Raw genomic sequence first — 17,638 nt, forward strand, 5'->3', positions numbered from 1 at the left:
CGATCTTAACCAGCGCGGCGCGGCGGTGCGCACGGCGCCGAGGCCTGCGTTAGGTCAGCCCGGTATCGACCTCGCGCCGCGCTTGCAGCAGGTACTCGCGCGACTGCATTTCGTTCAGGCGCGAGACGGTGCGCGGAAACTCGTGCGCCAGCGGGCCCTCGGTGTAGAGCTGCTCGGGCTGCACGGCCGCCGAGACGATGAGCTTGACGCGCCGGTCATAGAGCACATCGACCAGCCAGGTAAAGCGCCGCGCCTGCGAGGCCATGTTCACCGGCAGGTGCGGCACGTGGCTGAGCAACACGGTGTGGAACTGGTTGGCGAGTTCGAGGTAGTCGTTTTGTGAGCGCGGGCCGCCGCACAGGGTGCGAAAGTCGAACCACACCACACCACCGGCGCGCCGGATGGCGCGGATGGTGCGCGCTTCGATCTGCAGCACCGGCTCTTGGTCGTGTGCTTCGGCCAAGCGCTCAAAGGCCGCTTCCATCTGCACCTCGACCTCGGGGCCCAGCGGCCACAGATACAGCGGCAGCTGCTCGAGCGTGCGCTGGCGGTAGTCGATGCCGTGATCGACGTTGAGCACGTCCATGCTGCGCTTGAGCCCTTCGATGGCCGGCAGGATGCGGTCGCGGTGCAGGCCGTCGGGGTACAGGCCGTCGGGGTGGAAGTTGCTGGTGGTGACGATGCCGATGCCGTATTTGTGCATGGCGTCGAGCACGCGGTGCAAGATCATGGCGTCGGTGACGTCGGCGACGTGGAACTCGTCGAAGCACACCAGCCGGTAGCGCACCGCCATGCGCCGCCCGAGCTCGTCGAGCGGGTTCACGGTGCCTTGCAGCTCGGCCAGCTGCCGGTGCACCTCGCGCATGAACTCGTGAAAATGCAGCCGGGTCTTGCGCCGCAGCGGCACCGCGTTGTAAAAGCAGTCCATCAAAAAGCTCTTGCCGCGCCCGACGCCGCCGTACAGATACACCCCGCGCGGTATGGGCAGGCGGTTGATGAACTTCTTGAGGGCGTTGGAGCGGCGCTGCTTGAAGTGCGTCCACTCGGCGGCGCAGCGCTCCAGCGCCTCCACGGCGCGCAGCTGCGCCGGGTCGCTCTGGTAGCCGCGCTGGCGCAGCTCGGCTTCGTAGAGGGCGCGCACGGGCCCCCAAGCGGGGGCTGGCGCAGCAGCTGCTTGGGCCGCCGACCGGGCCTGCTGCGCCGCCGTCCGCTCGGCGGGCGTGGCCACCGGGGCATCGAGCGAGGAGGCGCTGCCCGCTTCGGCGGCTGGATCGGTCAGTCCGCTCATCGCGCTGGGCTCGGGCATTGCAGGGCCAGCTGTGCCTAGAGCTTAAAAGTTCAGCGCGCGCTTGTCCACGGCCAGCGCCGCTTCTTTGGTGGCTTCGCTCAGGCTGGGGTGGGCGTGGCAGATGCGCGCGATGTCTTCGGCGCTGGCCTTGAACTCGAGCGCCAGCACCGCTTCGGCGATCAGCTCGCTGGCCATGGGCCCGACGATGTGCACACCCAAAATTTGGTCGGTGGTGGCGTCGGCCAGCATTTTGACCATGCCGGTGGTGTCGCCCAGCGCGCGCGCGCGGCCGTTGGCCAAGAACGGGAAGGTGCCGGCCTTGTAAGCCACGCCGTCGGCCTTGAGCTGCTGCTCGGTGCGGCCCACCCAAGCGATTTCCGGGCTGGTGTAAATCACCCAAGGGATGGTGTCGAAGTTCACGTGCCCGTGCTGGCCGGCGATGCGCTCGGCCACCGCCACGCCCTCTTCTTCGGCCTTGTGCGCCAGCATGGGGCCGCGCACCACATCGCCCACCGCCCAGACGCCGGGCAGGTTGGTGCGGCAGTCGGCATCGACCACAATGGCGCCGCGCTCGTCGAGCTGCAAGCCCACCGCCTGCGCGTTGAGCCCCTGCGTGTTGGGTGCGCGCCCGATCGAGACGATCAGCTTGTCGGCCTCGAGCGTCTGCGGCTCGCCTTTGGCGTTGGTGTAGGCGATGGATACGCCTTTTTTGAGCGCCTTGATCTCGCCCACCTGCACCCCGAGCTCGATCTTCAGGCCTTGCTTGTCGAAGGCTTTTTTGGCTTCGCGCGCGATCTGTTCATCGACCGCGCCGAGGAAGGTCGGCAGTCCTTCGAGCACGGTGACGTCGGCACCGAGGCGGCGCCAGACCGAACCGAGCTCGAGCCCGATCACGCCCGAGCCGATCACCGCCAGCCGCTTGGGCACCGCGCCCAAGCGCAAGCCGCCGTCGTTGGAGAGCACGTTGACTTCGTCGAAGGGCACCCCGGGCAGCTCGCGCGCGCTCGAGCCGGTGGCCACGATCACCTGTTTGGCGCTCAGGGTCTGCGGTTCTGCGCCTGCAGCGGCAGCCTCGGGGGCGGCCACGGCGATCTGGTAGCCACCGTCGCTGGCTTGCACAAAACTGGCGCGGCCGTGGAAAAACGCCACCTTGTTTTTCTTGAACAGGTACAGGATGCCGTCGTTGTTTTGCTTCACCACGGTGTTTTTGCGGCCCAGCATCTGTGCCACGTCGATCTTCACGGCGCCGGTGCTGATGCCGTGCTCGGCAAAGTGCAGCCGCGCGTGCTCAAAGTGCTCGGACGATTGCAGCAGCGCCTTGGACGGGATGCAGCCGACGTTGGTGCAGGTGCCGCCCGGGGCGGGGCTACCGTCGGCGTTGCTCCAGGCGTCGATGCACGCCACCTTGAAGCCGAGCTGGGCGGCGCGGATGGCGGCGATATAGCCACCGGGGCCAGCGCCGATGACGATCACATCAAATGTTTGGCTCATGGTCGGGCGCTCCAGCTCACAGATTGAACAGCAGGCGCGACGGGTCTTCGAGCGCTTCCTTCATCGCCACCAAGCTGAGCACGGCTTCGCGGCCGTCGATGATGCGGTGGTCGTAGCTCAGCGCCAGGTAGTTGATCGGTCGGATCACGATCTGGCCGTTTTCCACCACGGCCCGGTCTTTGGTGGCGTGCACGCCCAAAATGGCCGACTGCGGTGGGTTGATGATTGGCGTCGAGAGCATGGAGCCAAAGGTGCCGCCGTTGGAGATCGAGAAGGTGCCGCCGCTCATCTCTTCGATGCCGAGCTTGCCTTCTTGGGCTTTTTTGCCAAATTCAGCGATTTTCTTTTCGATTTCGGCAAAGCCAAGCTGGTCGGCGTTGCGGATGATCGGCACCACCAGCCCGCGCGGCGAACCGACGGCGATGCCGATGTCGAAGTAGCCGTGATAGACGATGTCGTTGCCATCGACCGACGCGTTGACCACCGGGAATTTTTTGAGCGCGTGCACCGCGGCCTTGACGAAGAAGCTCATGAAGCCCAGCTTGACGCCGTGCTCTTTCTCGAAGCGCTCTTGGAAGCGCTTGCGCATCTCCATCACCGGCGCCATGTTGACTTCGTTGAAGGTGGTCAGGATGGCGTTGGTGGCTTGCGATTGCAGCAGCCGCTCGGCCACGCGGGCGCGCAGGCGGCTCATGGGCACGCGCTGCTCGGGGCGCTGACCGAGGTCGATGTTGGGTGCTGCCACTTGCGGCAGCGCTTGGGTCGGCACCCCGGTGGGGATGGCCGCAGCCGGGGCGGCGGCCTTGGCTGGCGCGGCAGTTCCGGAGGCCACGGCAGCCAGTACGTCGCCCTTGAGCACGCGCCCGTCTTTGCCCGTGCCCGCCACGGCGGCGGCGCTGAGCTGGTGCTCGGCCAGCAGCTTGGCGGCGGCGGGCATGGCCACGCCGGCGGCGCTGGCGGCAGCGGCTGGGGCGGCTTTGGCACTGGCGGCGGCAGCAGGGGCCGCGGCAGATGGGGCTGCGGCGGCAGCCACTTTGCCTTCGGTGTCAATGCGCGCGATCACTTGGTCTGAGGCCACGGTGGCGCCGTCGGCCTCCACCAGCTCGGCCAGCACGCCCGAGGCCGGCGCCGGCACCTCGAGCACCACCTTGTCGGTTTCGATGTCGATCAGGATTTGATCGGCCGTAACCGGCTGGCCGACTTTGGCCTTCCACTGCAACAGGGTGGCTTCGGCCACGGATTCCGACAACTGCGGGACTTTGACTTCTACGAGTGCCATGATGGTTCGATCCTTGAATGCGTTTGCTGGGTGCCTAAACGGCTTAACGTGGCTTGGCTAAATTTCGGTTGCGCGGGGTGTGGGTGCGTGCGCCCGCAGGCGCAGGGCTCATTTGCTCAGGATGAAACCCTTGAGCTTGCCGAAGGCGGCTTCGATCAGGGTCTTTTGCTGGTCTTGGTGCAGGTGCGCATAACCCACCGCTGGCGAGGCCGAAGCGGCGCGGCCGGCGTAGCCCAGGCGTTGGCCGTCGAGCATGTTGTCGTGGATGTTGTGCTGGATAAAGAACCAAGCGCCCTGGTTTTGCGGCTCGTCTTGGCACCAGACAATGTCGGTCGCGTTCGGGTAGCGCTTGAGCTCGGCGGCAAAGGCCTTGTGCGGGAACGGGTAGAGCTGCTCGACGCGCAGTATGGCCACGTCGTGCGCGCCTTTTTCTTCGCGCTTTTTCACCAAGTCGTAATAGACCTTGCCCGAGCAGGCGATCACGCGCTTGACTGCGCTTGCGTTTTTGGCCACCTCGGCGCTGTGCTCCGGGATCACGGTCTGGAAGCCGCCCTTGGTGAATTCGCTCAGGGGCGAGCCGGCGTCTTTGTTGCGCAACAGGCTCTTGGGCGTGAAGATCACCAGCGGCTTGCGCAGGTTGCGCACCATTTGCCGGCGCAGCACGTGAAAGATCTGGCTGGCGGTGGTCGGTTGCACCAGTTGCATGTTGGTGTCGGCCGCGAGCTGCAAAAAGCGCTCGACGCGCGCCGAGCTGTGCTCCGGGCCTTGGCCCTCGTAGCCGTGCGGCAGCATCAGGGTGATGCCGTTGACGCGGCCCCACTTGACTTCGCCCGAGGCGATGAACTGGTCGATCACCACCTGGGCGCCGTTGACGAAGTCGCCAAACTGCGCTTCCCAGATCACCAGCGTGTTCGGGTCGTTGGAGGCGTAGCCGTACTCAAAGCCCAGCACCGCTTCTTCGGACAGGATCGAGTCGATGACCACGAACGGGGCCTGGTTCTCGGCCACGTTTTGCAAGGGGATGTAGGTGCCCTCGTTCCACTTTTCGCGGTTCTGGTCGTGGATCACGGCGTGGCGGTGGGTGAAGGTGCCGCGGCCGCAGTCTTCACCCGACAGGCGCACCGCATAACCGCTGGCCACCAGCGAGGCAAACGCCATGTGCTCGCCCATGCCCCAGTCAACGTTGAGCTCGCCGCGGCCCATGTCGGCGCGGTCGGCATAGACCTTTTTCACCAGTTGGTGCGGCGTCACGCTGGCCGGCAGGGTGGTGATGCGCTCGGCCAGGCGCTTCCACTCGGCCAGCGGGATCGCGGTGTCGGCGCTGTCGCTCCATTTTTTGCCCAAGAACGGGGCCCAGTCAACGGCGAACTTGCTCTTGAAATTGGTCAGCACCGGGTCCACCGTGTGCCGGCCTTCGTCGAGCGCGGCGCGGTAGGCTTTGACCATTTCGTCGCCCAAGTTTTCACCCAAGCCTTGCGCCGCCAGCTTGTCGGCGTAGAGCTTGCGCGTGCCCGGGTGCTGGGCGATCTTTTTGTACATCAGCGGCTGCGTCAGCGCCGGGGTGTCTTGCTCGTTGTGGCCGAGCTTGCGAAAGCAGATGATGTCGATCACCACGTCCTTGGAGAAGGTCATGCGGTATTCGATCGCCAGCTGCGCCGCCAGCGCCACCGCTTCCGGGTCGTCGCCGTTGACGTGCAGCACCGGCGCCTCGATCATCTTGACGATGTCGGTGCAGTACAGGGTCGAGCGGGCGTCGCGGGGGTCCGAGGTGGTAAAGCCGATCTGGTTGTTGATGACGATGTGCACCGTGCCGCCGGTGGAGTAGCCCCGGGTTTGGGCCAGCGCCAGCGTCTCTTGCACCACGCCTTGGCCGGCGATGGCGGCGTCGCCGTGCACCAAAATGGGCAGCACCTGCGCGCCCTTGCGGTCGCCGCGCCGGTCCATGCGCGCGCGCACCGATCCCTCCACCACCGGGTTCACGATCTCGAGGTGCGAGGGGTTGAAAGCCAGGCTCAGGTGCACCGGGCCGCCGGGGGTGCTGACGTCGGAGCTGAAGCCTTGGTGGTATTTCACGTCACCTGCGGGCAGGTCTTCGGGGGCGGTGTGGTCGAACTCGGCAAACAGGTCTTTGGGCATTTTGCCCAAGGTGTTGACCAGCACATTGAGGCGCCCACGGTGCGCCATGCCGATCACGATCTCTTGCACGCCCTTGGCGCCGGCTTGCTGGATGACCCGGTCCATGGCCACGATGAAGCTCTCCCCGCCTTCGAGCGAGAAGCGCTTTTGGCCCACGTATTTGGTGTGCAAAAAGCGCTCAAGGCCTTCGGCAGCTGTGAGGCGGTCGAGGATGTGTTTTTTCTCGTCGGTGCTGAAGTTGGGCTTGCTGCGCACGCCTTCGAGCCGCTCTTGCCACCAGCGCTTTTGCGTCTGGTCGCTGAGGTACATGAACTCGGCCCCTATGGAGCCGCAGTAGGTCTCGCGCAGCGCGTTGAGCAGCTCGCGCAGCGGCATGGTCTCGCGCCGGAAGAAGGTGTTGTTGGTGCTGAACACCGTCTCGAAGTCGGCGTCGCCAAAGCCATAAAAAGCCGGGTCGAGGTCGGGGATCTGCTCGCGCTCGGTGCGCTTGAGCGGATCAAGGTCGGCCCAACGCTGCCCCACGTTGCGGTAGGCGGCGATGAGCTGCTGCGCATAAACCTGTTTGCGCGCCAGCTCAGGGTTGGCGTTCGAGGCCACCACCACCTGCGTCACGCCCTGCTTGGCGCGCTCGGCAAAGGCATTGATGACCGGCAAATGGGGCACGTCGCGAGCTGCGCTGCCATCGAGCGCCGGCACGTTTTGCAACGCATCGAAGTAGTCGCGCCAAGAATCGGGCACCGAGGTCGGGTCGGCGAGGTAGTTTTCGTACATCTCCTCGACATAGGGCGCGTTGCCGCCGAACAGGTACGAATTGCCTTGATAGGCTTGATAGACGCCAGAGGTCTGATTCATGAAATCGCTCGCCTTCAGTTTCCCTGCAGGAAACACAAGTGGGTTGAGAAAACCTTCCGCGACACGGCTGCACCGATTGGCGGATGCGACACGGGCCCAAAATAGGCCCACGCAATCCCGCGATTGTGCCACCGATTGCGGCTCGATTGGAAAAAATTTGTGCTTGTCTCCTGAGCCTTATAGGCCACCGATTGGGGCTCGCGGGGGGCTGTGGGCCGCCACCGCCAAGCGCTGGGCCGGGCTAATTTTGCGGCGCAGTTTGAGCCTCGTTGTTGACAGGAAGCTGACCGCTGGTGCCCACGTTGACGCTGCCCGCGCCCACCGACACCCCCACGCCCACCCCCACGCGGCCATCGCTGCCCACGCCCACACCCACCGAGGTGCCTCGGCCCAAAGGCACCGAAACCCCGAGGTTGACGGTGGCGCAGCCGGTGAGCGCCAGCGCCAGCGCCAGCAACGCCAAGCCGCGCAGTGCAGCGGGGCAACGCAATCCAAGCATGGCCATGGTGTTGTGCACCTCCAAAAATGGGAATGAGGCTATTCTGACAGCTGTGGCGCCTTGGTGCCGGGATGCGATCGCAGTTCAGCATCTCAGCCCAGCGCCGCAATCACCTGCGGCGGCGCCTGCACCAGCTCGATCAGCACGCCCTCACCCGAGTAGGGAAATTCGGCGCTGGCTTTGGGGTGCATGAAGCAGATGTCGTAACCGGCTGCGCCCTTGCGGATGCCCCCGGGGGCGAAGCGCACCCCCTGCGCCGTGAGCCACTGCACGGCCACGGGCAGGTCGTCCACCCAGAGCCCGATGTGATTCAGCGGCGTGCTGTGCACCGCCGGTTTGGCCTGTGGGTCTATCGGCTGCATCAGATCGACTTCGACCGCGTGCGCCCCGCGCCCGAGGGTGCAGATGTCTTCATCGACGTTTTCGCGTTCGCTGCGAAAGCTGCCCGTGACCTGCAAGCCCAGCAACTGCACCCAGAGCTGGCGCAGGCGCTCTTTGTCGGGGCCGCCGATGGCGATCTGCTGCACGCCCAGCACCTTGAAGGGCCGCGCGCTCATTGTGCAAACTCCACGATCGGCTGATCCACCACCAGGCTTTCGCCCTTGGCCGCCAGCACCTTGGTCACCACGCCGTCGGCGGCGGCAAAGAGCACGTTCTCCATCTTCATGGCCTCGATCACCGCCACGCGCTCGCCGGCTTGCACCTTTTGGCCCGGCTGCACCGCCACGTCCACCAGCAGCCCAGGCATGGGCGAGAGCACGAAGCGGCTCAGATCGGGCGGCCGCTTGAAGGGCATGAGCCGGTGCAGTTCGGCCATGCGCGGCGAGACCACCATGGCCTGCAGGCGCGCGCCGTTGTGCTGCAGCACCAGCGCCAGCGGGTTGCCGGGCGCGCCGCGCTCGATCTGCGCCGTGAAGGGCTGCTGATTGCACTGACCGCTGATGACGATGTCGTTGAGGCGCGACGGTGAGCGCATCTGGTAGTGCCGCGCCCCCACGCGCACCGAGGCACAGCCGCTTTCGCCCACAAACTCGTCCACGTGCACCGGGGTGTAGCGGTGTGCGCCATCGGCCGCCAGGCTGATGACCACGTAATCTTGCCCCACCTTCACGCCATAACCCGGCAACTGGCCCGAGATGCCGGTGGCGCGCTCGCGGCTCTTGCGGCGCACGAAGGCGGCCAGCGCCAGCAGAAAATCGGGGTCGGTGTGCGGCACGTCCTCGGCCTTGAAGCCGTGCGCGTAGTGCTGGGCGATAAAGCCGGTGTTGAAGTGGCCCGAGACGAAGTCTGGGTGCGCGAGCAAGGCCGACTGGAACGGGATGTTGCTGCCGATGCCGCGGATCACAAAGCCGTTGAGCGCCTCGCGCATGCGCGCAATCGCGTCGGCGCGGTCGCGACCGTGCACGATCAGCTTGGCGATCATCGAGTCGTAGTGCATCGGGATCTCGCCGCCCTCAAACACGCCGGTATCGACGCGCACACCGCCAAAGGCGGCGCTGGCATCGCCCGTGGCGGCCTCAAGCGCCGTTCCCGCTGCAAAAAGCGTAGGTTGCGGCGGGTTGAAGCGCACCAGCCGCCCGGTGCTGGGCAGGAAGTTGCGAAACGGGTCTTCGGCGTTGATGCGGCACTCGATCGCCCAGCCTTGGCGCTTGACTTCGGCTTGGGTCAGCGGCAGCGGCTCGCCGGCGGCGACGCGAATCATCAGCTCCACCAGATCGAGCCCGGTGATGCACTCGGTCACCGGGTGCTCCACCTGCAGGCGGGTGTTCATCTCGAGGAAGTAAAAATCTTGGTCTTTGCCCACCACGAACTCGACCGTGCCCGCGCTCTGGTACTGCACGGCTTGCGCCAGCGCCACCGCCTGCGCGCCCATGGCGTGGCGCGTGGCCTCGCTGATGAAGGGCGACGGCGCCTCTTCGATCACCTTTTGGTGCCGGCGCTGGATCGAGCACTCGCGCTCGCCGAGGTAGATCACGTTGCCGTGCGCGTCGCCCAGCACCTGGATTTCGATGTGGCGCGGCTCTTGCACGAATTTTTCGATGAAGATGCGGTCGTCGCCAAAGCTGTTGCGCGCCTCGTTGCGGCAACTGCTGAAGCCCTCGAAGGCCTCTTTGTCGTTGTAGGCCACGCGCAGCCCCTTGCCGCCACCGCCCGCGCTGGCCTTGATCATCACCGGGTAGCCGATGCCCTGCGCGATCTGCACCGCCTGCTCGGGCGTGTCGATGGCCTCGTTCCAGCCCGGAATGGTGCTCACGCCGGCGGCTTGTGCCAGCTTTTTGGAGGCGATTTTGTCGCCCATGGCGGCGATGCTGTGCGCCTTGGGGCCGATGAAGACGATGCCCTCGGCCTCGCAGCGGCGCGCAAAGTCTTCGTTCTCGCTCAAAAAGCCATAGCCGGGATGCAGCGCCTGCGCGCCGGTGGCGTGGCAGGCGGCGAGGAGCTTGTCGGCCACCAGATAGCTCTCGCGGCTGGGCGCCGGGCCCAGCAGCACGGCCTCGTCGGCCAGCTTGACGTGGCGCGCCTCGCGATCGGCCTCGGAATACACCGCCACCGCGGCGATGCCCATTTTTTTCGCCGTGGCGATCACGCGGCAGGCGATTTCACCGCGGTTGGCGATTAGGATTTTCTTAAACACGTCGGACACCTCTTGCGTTTGCGTTGATATCTTGATAGCATGAGTTCATGTTGCGCACTCCTGCCCACCGCCCCAAACAGGTGCTGCTGCGCCTGCCCGACGAGCTCGCCACCCGCCTGGCCAGAGCGGTGGCGCCGCGCCAGCGCAACCAGTTTCTGGTCGATCTGGTGCGCCAAGCGCTGGACCTAGAAGACGCGCAACTGCAGGCAGCCTGCACATACATGAACCGCATCGAAGCCGCCAGCCCCGCGTTGGCGCGCGAGGGCGCTGAATGGGTGGGCAGCGCCCTGACGCCAGCGGTCGAACACTCAGACCCCGATTTCGATTTGGTCACCTTTGAGCGCGAGTTTGGCGCTGCCCAAGCCGCACTCGAAGCACCCACGGCCCGCGCCGAAAGCCGCCGATGACGCAAGCCACTGCGCTCGAACGCGGCGCGGTGTGCTGGGTCGAGCTCGATCCGGTGCGCGGCAGCGAAATCGCCAAAACCCGCCCTTGCGTGGTGCTCTCGGCCAGCGTGATCAACCGCAGCCGGCGCACCGTGGTCGTCGTGCCCCTGAGCTCCACCCCAGAGGCTGCCCGTTTTCCCCTGCTGGTCGCCGTGCCCTCGGCGGGCAGCAGCTCCAAGGCACGCATCGAACACATACGCTGCGTGGATCAGAGTCGTTTGCAACGCTGCATCGGGCGGCTCAGCCCCGCCGATCTGGATGCCATCGGGCGCGCGCTGCTGCGCGTGCTCGGGCTGGCTTAGCTCAAACATGGCGGCAGCGCCTCACAGCGGAATGTTGCCGTGCTTGCGCCACGGGTTCTCGAGTTTTTTGTCGCGCAGCATGACCAGCGAGCGGCAGATGCGTTTGCGGGTTTCGTGCGGCAGGATCACGTCGTCGATGTAGCCGCGCGCACCGGCGACAAAGGGGTTGGCAAAGCGCGCCTTGTATTCGGCCTCGCGCTGCGCCAGCCGGGCTGGGTCTTTCTTTTCTTCGCGAAAGATGATCTCGACCGCGCCCTTGGCGCCCATGACGGCGATTTCGGCGTTGGGCCAGGCCAGATTGACGTCGCCGCGCAGGTGCTTGGAGCTCATCACGTCGTAGGCGCCGCCGTAGGCTTTGCGCGTGATCACGGTGATCTTGGGCACCGTGCACTCGGCGTAGGCGTAGAGCAGCTTGGCGCCGTGCTTGATGATGCCGCCGTACTCTTGCGCCGTGCCGGGCATGAAGCCGGGCACATCGACAAAGGTGACGACCGGGATGTTGAAGGCGTCGCAAAAGCGCACGAAGCGCGCCGCCTTGATGCTGCTCTTGATGTCGAGGCAGCCGGCCAGCACCAGCGGCTGGTTGGCCACGATGCCCACGGTCTGGCCGTCCATGCGCGCAAAGCCGACGATGATGTTTTTGGCGTAGTCGGGCTGGAGCTCGAAGAAGTCGCCATCGTCCACGGTTTTAAGGATCAGCTCCTTCATGTCGTAGGCTTTGTTGGGGTGGTCCGGCACCAGCGTATCGAGGCTCAGTTCGGCGCGGTCGATCGGGTCGCCACTGGGGCGCAGCGGGGCTTTTTCGCGGTTGTTGAGCGGCAGGTAGTTGTAGAGCCGGCGCAGCATCAGCAGCGCCTCGACGTCGTCGTTGCAGGCCAGATCGGCCACGCCGCTGCGGCTGGTGTGGGTGCTGGCACCCCCGAGTTCTTCGGCCGTGACTTCTTCGTGCGTCACGGTTTTGACCACTTCGGGGCCGGTGACGAACATGTAGCTGCTGTCTTTGACCATGAAGATAAAGTCGGTCATGGCGGGCGAATACACCGCCCCGCCGGCGCACGGCCCCATGATCAGGCTGATCTGCGGAATCACGCCGCTGGCGCAGACGTTGCGCTGAAACACCTCGGCGTAGCCGCCCAGCGAGGCCACGCCCTCTTGGATGCGCGCGCCACCCGAGTCGTTGAGGCCGATCACCGGCGCCCCCACCTTCATGGCCTGATCCATGATTTTGCAGATTTTTTCGGCGTGGGCTTCGCTCAGGGCGCCGCCAAAGACGGTGAAGTCTTGGCTGAAGACGAACACCAAGCGGCCGTTGATCATGCCGTAACCGGTGACCACGCCGTCGCCGGGGACGCGCTGTTCGGCCATGCCGAAGTCGCTGCAGCGGTGTTCGACGAACATGTCCCACTCTTCGAAGCTGCCTTCGTCGAGCAGCACCTCGATGCGCTCGCGCGCGGTGAGCTTGCCTTTGGCGTGCTGGGCGTCGATGCGCTTTTGCCCACCGCCGAGGCGGGCGGCAGCGCGCTTGCGTTCCAGTTGGTCGAGGATGTCTTGCATAGAACTGTGGGCTCCGAAAAGGGTTGGCAGAGATGTTAAGGGGTGCACACGGCGGCTGGCGGCGCGGGCGCTTGCGGGGGTGGTGCAGGCTCGAGCAGCGCCAGCATCTGGTGCGCGGCGCTCGAGGGCGCAAGCAAGCCGGCAAGCACCTGCTGCGCCACCTCGGGCAGGCGCGCGCGCACCTGCGGGTGGGCGGCAAAACGCTGTTTGAGCCCGGCATCGATCAGCGCCCACATCCAGGCGCTGGCCTGGCGCTGGCGCCGTGCCTGCCACTGGCCGTTGGCCTGCTGCACGCGCTGGAATTCGCTCACCGCCGCCCAGAAGGCGTCGAAGCGGTGCGCGCTGTTGCGCATGGGTTGCGCCTGCGCGGCGGCGCGTGTGGGTTGCGCCTGCGCGGCGCTCAGGGCGCTGAACTCGAGCACACGCGGCTGCCACGTGGGGGGGCGCGGCGCGATCGCCTCGGTTGCACCCGCCTGGGGCGCGATCGCCTCATTAGCACCCGCATGCGGCGCGTGCTCGCCGTGCCAGCCAAACAGGCGCAGCGCGGCAGTAATCTGGGCCCGGGCGCGGGTGGCGGCGGCCGGGTCGAGGTCGGCCTTGTTGATCAGCACCAGATCGGCCAGCTCCATCACGCCTTTTTTGATGGCTTGCAGCTCGTCGCCAGCGTTGGGCAGTTGCAGCAGGCAAAACAGGTCGGTCATGCCGTGCACGGCGGTTTCGCTCTGGCCCACGCCCACGGTCTCGACGATCACCACGCCGTAGCCGGCGGCTTCGCAGAGCAAAATGGTTTCGCGCGTTTTTTCGGCCACGCCGCCCAGCTGGCCGCGGCTCGGGCTGGGGCGGATGTAGGCGCGCTCGTCGCTGCTTAGGCGCTCCATGCGCGTTTTGTCGCCCAATATCGAGCCGCCCGAAACGCTGCTCGACGGATCGACTGCCAGCACCGCCACGCGCTGCCCTTGGCCGATCAGGTACAAACCCAAAGCCTCGATGAAGGTGCTCTTGCCCACCCCGGGCACGCCGCTGATGCCCAGCCGCAAGCTGCGCCCGGTGTGCGGCAGCAACGCGTCGAGCAGCGCGTGGGCCTGCACGCGGTGGTCGGCGCGGCTCGATTCGATCAGCGTGATCGCCTTGGACAGGGCGCGGCGCTGCGCCGCATTGTGCGGCCCCAGCAGATCGGGCAGGAGGGCGTGCATCACCAAAGCTCGAAGCCACGCCCGTCGGGCAGGCGGTAGCGGGAAAAATCGCGCACGTCCAGCGTCAGGATGGTGTGCACATTGCCATCCACCGCCACCCAGTAGAGCGAGGCGTCGGCCAAATCCATCTCGGTTTTGCCGGGCTCGCTGTAGCGCTGCATGAGCAAGGCCATGTCGGGCAGGTGCTGGCAATCGAGCGGATAAACCTGCGCGCCGCCATGCCCCACCCACGCCAGCATCAGGCTGCGGTCGCGCCCGTGCAGCAAATAGGCGGCCTCGGTCAGGCACGGCCAAGTGGTGTAGAGCTGCAAGCTGCGCCCCTGCTCGTGCAGCAGGCGGCGGTAGTGGGCATGCGCGCGCTCGTTCTGGTTGAACAGCGCCACCATGGCGCTCGAGTCCAAAAGCGCCGGCCTCAAGCTGCGCCCTCCTCGGCACCGCCTGCGCCTTTGCGCAGCAACCAATCTTGGCTTTCGGCTTGGTGGCGCTGTTGCAGCATCTGCCGGATGGTGTCCGAGGTGCTGCCCGTGCCCGCAGCGCCGGCGGCGGCCAAGCGTGCGGCCTGCGCGGTATCGGTGCCCAAGGCATAGCCGGGCGTGGCTTCCTGCACGCTCAAATAAAGCTCGTAGGGGTTCTTGCGCCCCAGCGCCTGCTCCAGCGCGGTGACGATGAACTGCGACTTGCTCACCCCGAGCCGCTTGGCAGCGAGTTCGAGTTCTTTTTCGAGCAAGGGATCGAGTCGGACTGAGACGGCCATGGTAGTTACCCCGCAGTTGCAATACGGTATTACTGTATCACAAACCTTGGCCCGCGTTCAAGCCAGCGCCTGCTTGATCTGCTCGAGCACGTCTTTGGCGCTGGCCGGGATCGGGGTGCCGGGGCCGTAGATGCCCTTGACGCCGGCTTGGTACAAAAACTCGTAGTCTTGGCGCGGGATCACGCCGCCCACAAAGACGATGATGTCGTCGCCGCCTTGGCGCTTGAGGGCTTCGATGATCGCGGGCACCAGCGTCTTGTGGCCCGCCGCCAGCGTGCTGATGCCCACCGCGTGCACGTCGTTTTCGATCGCTTGGCGCGCGCATTCTTCGGGCGTTTGAAACAGCGGCCCGATATCGACGTCAAAACCGAGGTCAGCAAAGGCCGTGGCCACCACTTTGGCGCCGCGGTCGTGCCCGTCTTGGCCGAGCTTGGCGATCAGCACCCGCGGCTGGCGGCCTTGGGCTTGGGCAAACTCGGCGATCTCGGCTTGCAGCCGCGCCCAGCCTTCGGTGTTGTCGTAAGCGGCAGCATACACCCCAGTCACCTTTTGCGTGTCGGCGCGGTGGCGCCCAAAAACCTGCTCGAGCGCGTCCGAAACCTCGCCCACGGTGGCGCGCAGTCGCATGGCGCGGATCGAGAGCTCGAGCAAATTGCCCTGCCCCGATGCGGCCGCCGCCGTCAGCTCGGCCAGCGCCGCCTGCACCGCCGCGTTGTCGCGGCTGGCTTTGATGGCTTGCAGGCGCGCGATCTGCTGCTCGCGCACCTTGTGGTTGTCCACTTCCAGAATATCGACCGGCGCTTCTTGCTCGAGCCGGTATTTGTTCACGCCCACGATCACGTCGCGCCCCGAGTCGATGCGGGCTTGTTTTTCGGCCGCGCTGGCCTCGATGCGCAGCTTGGCCCAGCCGCTGTCCACGGCCTTGGTCATGCCGCCGATGGCATCAACTTCTTCGATGATTGCCCAGGCCGCGTCGGCCATGTCTTGCGTCAGCTTTTCCATCAGGTAGCTGCCGGCCCAGGGGTCCACCACGCGCGTGATCTGGCTTTCTTCTTGGATGATGAGCTGGGTGTTGCGTGCGATGCGCGACGAAAACTCGGTTGGCAGCGCGATCGCTTCGTCAAAGCTGTTGGTGTGCAGGCTCTGCGTGCCGCCAAACACCGCCGCCATGGCCTCGACGGTGGTGCGCACGATGTTGTTGTACGGGTCTTGCTCGGTCAGGCTCCAGCCGCTGGTCTGGCTGTGGGTGCGCAGCATCAGGCTCTTGTCTTTTTTGGCGCCAAAACCTTGCATGATGCGGCACCAGAGCAGGCGCGCGGCGCGCATTTTGGCGATCTCGAGGTAAAAATTCATCCCCACCGCCCAGAAAAAGCTCAGGCGGGGGGCAAAGTCGTCCACGTCCAGCCCCTTGGCCATGGCGGTGCGCACGTACTCCTGACCATCAGCGAGCGTAAACGCCAGCTCCAGCGCCTGGTTGGCGCCGGCCTCTTGCAGGTGGTAGCCGCTGATGCTGATCGAGTTGAACTTGGGCATCTGCTGGGCGGTGTACTCGATGATGTCGCCGATGATGCGCATCGAGGGCTCGGGCGGGTAGATGTAGGTGTTGCGAACCATGAACTCCTTGAGGATGTCGTTCTGGATCGTGCCGCTCAAGGCCGCCTGCGCCACACCCTGCTCCTCAGCCGCCACCACGTAGCCGGCCAGCACCGGCAGCACGGCGCCGTTCATGGTCATGCTCACGCTCACCTGCCCGAGGTCGATGCCGTCAAACAGGATTTTCATGTCCTCGACGCTGTCGATCGCCACACCGGCCTTGCCCACGTCGCCATAGACGCGCGGGTGGTCGCTGTCGTAGCCGCGGTGCGTGGCCAGGTCGAAGGCCACGCTCACGCCCTGGCCACCAGCGGCCAGCGCCTGGCGGTAAAAGGCGTTGCTTTCTTCGGCGGTAGAAAAACCGGCGTACTGGCGGATGGTCCAGGGGCGCACCGCGTACATGGTGGCTTGCGGGCCGCGGATGTAGGGCGCAAAACCGGGCAAGGTGTCGGTGTGCGGCAGGCCTTGCAGGTCGGCGGCGGTGTAGAGCGGCTTGACGCGCAGCCCTTCGGGCGTGATCCAGTCGAGCGCATCCACCGAGCGCCCCTTGAGCGACTGCGCTGCAGCGGCTTGCCAGTCTTGGAGCGTAGCCGCTTTGAACTCGGAACCCGACATAAACCACTCTCCTTGCGCCGGACCCACAGCCGGCTGACTCACACGCACGCACCGCGCCGACCCCGTGCCGGCGAGCTTGCCCATTCTACATCATGATTCATAATTATTGATGCAAAATCCAACCGAGCGTACAATCCCCCGGTCAGCTCGGCGCAAGCTTCGCCCACGGCTTGCGCACTTGCCCATCCATTAAAGCTCAAGCGCCAGCAAACGCCCATCACGACCCATCACGACCCGCCTTTGCCAGCCTCTGCCTGCCGTTAAATCCCCGCCCATCCTAGCTGCTCTCATGCCCGCCGCCACCGCACTCGCCCCACGCGCCGCCCTGTATCAGGAAGTGGCCGAGCGGCTGCGCCAGCGCATTTTCAGTCGCGAACTGGCCCCCGGCAGCTGGATCGACGAGCTGCGCATCGCCCAAGAATTGGGCATCAGTCGCACGCCGCTGCGCGAGGCGCTCAAGGTGCTGGCTGCCGAGGGGCTGGTGACCATGAAGCTGCGCCGCGGCGCCTACGTAACCGAAGTCTCGGAGCAAGACCTGCGCGAAGTCTATGAACTGCTGGCGCTGCTCGAAGCCGACGCCGCCGCCGCCGCTTGCAGCCGCGCCAGTGCGGAGCAACTGCAGCAGTTGCAAGACCTGCACCAGCAGCTCGAGGTCGCCGCTGATGCGCAGACCGGCTCGCGTGAGCACTTTTTTGCCCTCAACGAAGCCTTTCACCGGCAACTGCTCGACATATCGGGCAACCGCTGGCGCACTCAGGTGGTGTCCGACCTGCGCCAAGTCATGAAGCTCAAGCGCCACGGCTCGCTCTTGCGCGAGGGCCGCTTGCACGAGTCGCTGCTCGAACACCGCGCACTCATGGCCGCGCTCGAACAGCGCGACGCCGACGCCGCCCGCAGCCTTATGGCGCAGCATTTTGAGCACGGGATGCAAGCAGCCATCTGATTTTCCTGTTATATTTGCAGAAATCTGGTGCCGCTTTCATGGCCCGTGACCCAAAGCC

15 protein-coding genes are annotated in these 17,638 nt (G+C 65.7%); 3 read left to right on the forward strand and 12 right to left on the reverse strand.

Going from position 1 to position 17,638, the window contains the following annotated elements; all coding sequences use genetic code 11:
- Positions 1-49: 49 nt before the first annotated feature.
- The 7 genes from zapE to ACVMK0_RS05565 all read right to left on the reverse strand — a co-directional run bounded on the left by zapE (position 50) and on the right by ACVMK0_RS05565 (position 10,180).
- Complete coding sequence (gene zapE / locus ACVMK0_RS05535; RefSeq protein ID WP_476464577.1) at positions 50-1,288, reverse strand: cell division protein ZapE; 1,239 nt, start codon at positions 1,286-1,288, stop codon at positions 50-52.
- Positions 1,289-1,330: 42 nt separating this feature from the next.
- Positions 1,331-2,779 (reverse strand): dihydrolipoyl dehydrogenase, encoded by a 1,449-nt coding sequence (gene lpdA / locus ACVMK0_RS05540; RefSeq protein ID WP_476464578.1) that lies wholly within the window; start codon positions 2,777-2,779, stop codon positions 1,331-1,333.
- Positions 2,780-2,795: 16 nt separating this feature from the next.
- A complete protein-coding gene (odhB, locus tag ACVMK0_RS05545; RefSeq protein ID WP_476464579.1) occupies positions 2,796-4,058 on the reverse strand; it encodes a 2-oxoglutarate dehydrogenase complex dihydrolipoyllysine-residue succinyltransferase in 1,263 nt (420 codons plus the stop codon).
- Positions 4,059-4,166: 108 nt separating this feature from the next.
- Positions 4,167-7,046 carry a 2-oxoglutarate dehydrogenase E1 component gene (locus ACVMK0_RS05550; protein ID WP_476464580.1) on the reverse strand — a complete coding sequence of 960 codons (2,880 nt, stop codon included), beginning with the start codon at positions 7,044-7,046 and terminating at the stop codon, positions 4,167-4,169.
- Positions 7,047-7,287: 241 nt separating this feature from the next.
- Positions 7,288-7,551 (reverse strand): hypothetical protein, encoded by a 264-nt coding sequence (locus ACVMK0_RS05555; protein ID WP_476464581.1) that lies wholly within the window; start codon positions 7,549-7,551, stop codon positions 7,288-7,290.
- 86 nt (positions 7,552-7,637) lie between these two features.
- Positions 7,638-8,102: a VOC family protein gene (locus ACVMK0_RS05560; protein ID WP_045535668.1), complete on the reverse strand. Its 465-nt coding sequence runs from the start codon at positions 8,100-8,102 to the stop codon at positions 7,638-7,640.
- On the reverse strand, positions 8,099-10,180 hold the full coding sequence (locus ACVMK0_RS05565) for an acetyl-CoA carboxylase biotin carboxylase subunit (RefSeq protein WP_476464652.1): 2,082 nt from the start codon (positions 10,178-10,180) through the stop codon (positions 8,099-8,101). The genes ACVMK0_RS05560 and ACVMK0_RS05565 overlap by 4 nt, the downstream gene beginning before the upstream one ends.
- A gap of 47 nt (positions 10,181-10,227) precedes the next feature.
- Between ACVMK0_RS05565 and ACVMK0_RS05570 the strand changes: the two genes are divergently transcribed.
- Positions 10,228-10,587 carry a hypothetical protein gene (locus ACVMK0_RS05570; protein WP_045535669.1) on the forward strand — a complete coding sequence of 120 codons (360 nt, stop codon included), beginning with the start codon at positions 10,228-10,230 and terminating at the stop codon, positions 10,585-10,587.
- Positions 10,584-10,928, forward strand: coding sequence for a type II toxin-antitoxin system PemK/MazF family toxin (locus ACVMK0_RS05575; RefSeq protein ID WP_045535672.1), 345 nt, complete (start codon positions 10,584-10,586; stop codon positions 10,926-10,928). Before ACVMK0_RS05570 ends, ACVMK0_RS05575 begins: the two co-directional genes overlap by 4 nt.
- Positions 10,929-10,949: 21 nt before the next feature.
- Here ACVMK0_RS05575 and ACVMK0_RS05580 read toward each other — a convergent pair whose 3' ends face one another.
- The 5 genes from ACVMK0_RS05580 to scpA are packed head-to-tail and all read right to left on the reverse strand — an operon-like array spanning position 10,950 to position 16,637.
- Entirely contained in the window at positions 10,950-12,482 is a 1,533-nt protein-coding gene (locus tag ACVMK0_RS05580; protein ID WP_476464582.1) for an acyl-CoA carboxylase subunit beta, read from the reverse strand.
- A 35-nt stretch (positions 12,483-12,517) separates the two neighbouring features.
- Positions 12,518-13,675 (reverse strand): methylmalonyl Co-A mutase-associated GTPase MeaB, encoded by a 1,158-nt coding sequence (gene meaB / locus ACVMK0_RS05585; RefSeq protein WP_476464583.1) that lies wholly within the window; start codon positions 13,673-13,675, stop codon positions 12,518-12,520.
- On the reverse strand, positions 13,675-14,091 hold the full coding sequence (locus tag ACVMK0_RS05590; protein ID WP_476464584.1) for a type II toxin-antitoxin system VapC family toxin: 417 nt from the start codon (positions 14,089-14,091) through the stop codon (positions 13,675-13,677). Before ACVMK0_RS05590 ends, meaB begins: the two co-directional genes overlap by 1 nt.
- Entirely contained in the window at positions 14,088-14,429 is a 342-nt protein-coding gene (locus tag ACVMK0_RS05595) for a ribbon-helix-helix domain-containing protein (RefSeq protein WP_045535677.1), read from the reverse strand. The genes ACVMK0_RS05590 and ACVMK0_RS05595 overlap by 4 nt, the downstream gene beginning before the upstream one ends.
- A gap of 57 nt (positions 14,430-14,486) precedes the next feature.
- A complete protein-coding gene (scpA, locus tag ACVMK0_RS05600) occupies positions 14,487-16,637 on the reverse strand; it encodes a methylmalonyl-CoA mutase (protein ID WP_476464585.1) in 2,151 nt (716 codons plus the stop codon).
- A gap of 289 nt (positions 16,638-16,926) precedes the next feature.
- Between scpA and ACVMK0_RS05605 the strand changes: the two genes are divergently transcribed.
- On the forward strand, positions 16,927-17,580 hold the full coding sequence (locus tag ACVMK0_RS05605; RefSeq protein WP_476464586.1) for a GntR family transcriptional regulator: 654 nt from the start codon (positions 16,927-16,929) through the stop codon (positions 17,578-17,580).
- Positions 17,581-17,638: the final 58 nt, after the last annotated feature.

The organism is Serpentinimonas sp. SSL01 (assembly GCF_056323735.1).